Source organism: Peribacillus sp. NPDC056705 (assembly GCF_043656335.1).
Genome location: NZ_JBHTYI010000117.1, coordinates 1 through 2,206, shown reverse-complemented (window position 1 = coordinate 2,206; position 2,206 = coordinate 1). Strand labels below are relative to the sequence as shown.

Sequence of the window (2,206 nt, the reverse complement as noted above, 5' to 3'; positions counted from 1 at the left end):
GATGATTTGCCCGTGTTCACGTCACCGATGAGGGCAATGAGGATCTGCTCGTTCAATTGACGATTGATCTCTTCCATTTCTTTCTCATAGGCCGCGTCTGCAGCCCGTCTAATCTCCTCTTCCCATGACTTCCCGTAATCGTCCATATGATCGTCTCCATTCTCCAGACTCCGCTTACGTTAGCTTATCGCGCCATTCCTTCATCTATACATCTTTCATATCTTCTTATACCAAAAAAGCGTGAATTCATCACGCTTCGTCTCATCCATAATCATCTATTGTACTAGCAAACGTGTCACACCACGAGAAACTGGGCTGGCTTATCGCATTCTGCGCACTTTACGGGCGGATCCCAATCCGAGAACTCGGTCTCTTTCAGATCCACAATATCCGGAGCATCCTCATATTCGTCCACGAAATCCTCAATGGCCAGTTCCACATGTTCCTTGCATACGACGTACATTCTATGCATCCTTTCTCTCATTCGCCTCTGGTTGTACATTCATCAATCAAGTAATAGCTACTATTCAGTTCTACCATACTCTGTGGGAAAAAGAAATGCCTTTGACCGATTTCCTCACATGCGTCCCATAGCATTCCGCAAAAGCTTCCTTGTGATCCAAGGATTCTCATCCCAATCGTGCGTACGCAACAAAAAAGAGCGTGTGTCCACGCTCTCCTCTGCAGCCACTTCACTGGCTCTTACCTAACCTTTTTCATGCTCTATATATCTATATAGTCAGTCTATTCATATCCTACGATTATATATACCTACTTTAGTTCAGTTCAATCAGCTTAACCGCTGCGTCAGCTTCGTTTATTCTTCCGGCTTCTCCTGAAGCTTTATCTTGAGCGATTTAAGCTTGCCCTCCCGGTAGAACGTTACGTTCAATTCGCCACCCACCTTGGTATTGCGGTACAAGTGCTTACGCCAGCGTCGTATTAACCGGCTTGCCATCCAGCTTCACGATGACGTCATTTAGCTGCAGTCCAGCATCCAGCGCCGGTCCTAGCGCATCCAGCACCACCACGCCTTCCGTGATCGTCTTCGGCAGGTTGAGATTCTCTTTCTCCTTCTTGCTCAGCGGAGCATAAGGATTGCTCAAATCCACCGTGTACACACCTAGATACGGGCGGGCAATGTGACCCTTCAACATGAGTTCCGTGACAACCTCCGTAATTTCATTCACGGGAATGGCAAATCCGAGTCCTTCCACGCCGGTATCGGCGATCTTCATCGTATTGATACCAATCACGCGGCCGTTCAAATCCACCAAGGCGCCACCGCTGTTACCTTCGTTTATCGCAGCATCCGTCTGAATCACTTCCTGCTCCCAATCATAAATACCATCCTGGTTAAGTGAAACCGGAATAATTCGGTTCGTATAACTAACGATACCGGAGGTTAGCGTGTCACCGAGTCCTAGCGGGTTACCAATCGCAATGACCGTCTCTCCTAGGCGCAGCTTAGTTGAATCGCCAAACTCAGCTACCTCGCCGATTCCCTTACTATCAATCGACAGCACGGCAATATCACTGACACGATCCGTTCCGACCAATGTCGCTGTTCTTTTCTCGCCGTTCACCAGGACCACTTCAAGCGTATCGGCATCCTCCACCACATGGTTGTTCGTGATGATAAAGGCCTTGCCCTCCAACTTCTTGAAGATCACACCCGAACCCAGAGCATCCTCCTGCGATCCTCCAAAATCACTGCCGAAATCATCCCCGAAATCAAAATCCTCGCCAAAATCAAAGCCTTCCGGCAGTTCAAGACTTTCTTCATCCTCTGGCAAAGATTCGGTGTCCTCTTCAAACCATCCTTCGTCCTCTAATGCCTTAGGCTGCTTGTGCGTTAACACACTTACGACCGAGGGACGCACCTTCTGGGCGGCGTTAATGATCCGTTCGAACGGATCACCATCCGTCGACGATACCTGGTGGCTGCCATTGACTAACGACATCCTCGGCGAAGACGAGGTATGTCCAGTAATAAAGCTAAACAGCATGACGGCAATTAATGCGCTGCAGACGGAGCTCAGCGCGGAAATCTGGAAAGTCGATAATCCTCTTCGACGACGGGTCGACCGCCATTTACTGCGTTCGGATCGGTCCTCGCTGGTCGTTTTTCCCTGTCTGGATACTTTAGTTGAATAGAAATCATCATCAAACAATCCCATTGCGATCCCTCTCCCTCCTTGATTGC

Annotated in this window: 1 protein-coding gene and 1 pseudogene; both read right to left on the bottom strand. The window is 48.9% G+C overall.

Annotation, left to right across the window (positions count from 1 at the left end):
- Window positions 1-295 precede the first annotated feature (295 nt).
- On the bottom strand, window positions 296-463 hold the full coding sequence (locus tag ACFRAK_RS27950; RefSeq protein ID WP_023960274.1) for a CxxH/CxxC protein: 168 nt from the start codon (window positions 461-463) through the stop codon (window positions 296-298).
- A gap of 354 nt (window positions 464-817) precedes the next feature.
- A pseudogene (locus tag ACFRAK_RS27945) lies at window positions 818-2,180 on the bottom strand (S1C family serine protease).
- Between the last annotated feature and the right edge of the window lie 26 nt (window positions 2,181-2,206).

Coding starts and splice junctions, on each gene's coding strand:
- ACFRAK_RS27950 (WP_023960274.1), bottom strand. CDS start 463: ATGTACGTCGTATGCAAGGAACATGTGGAACTGGCCATTGAGGATTTC.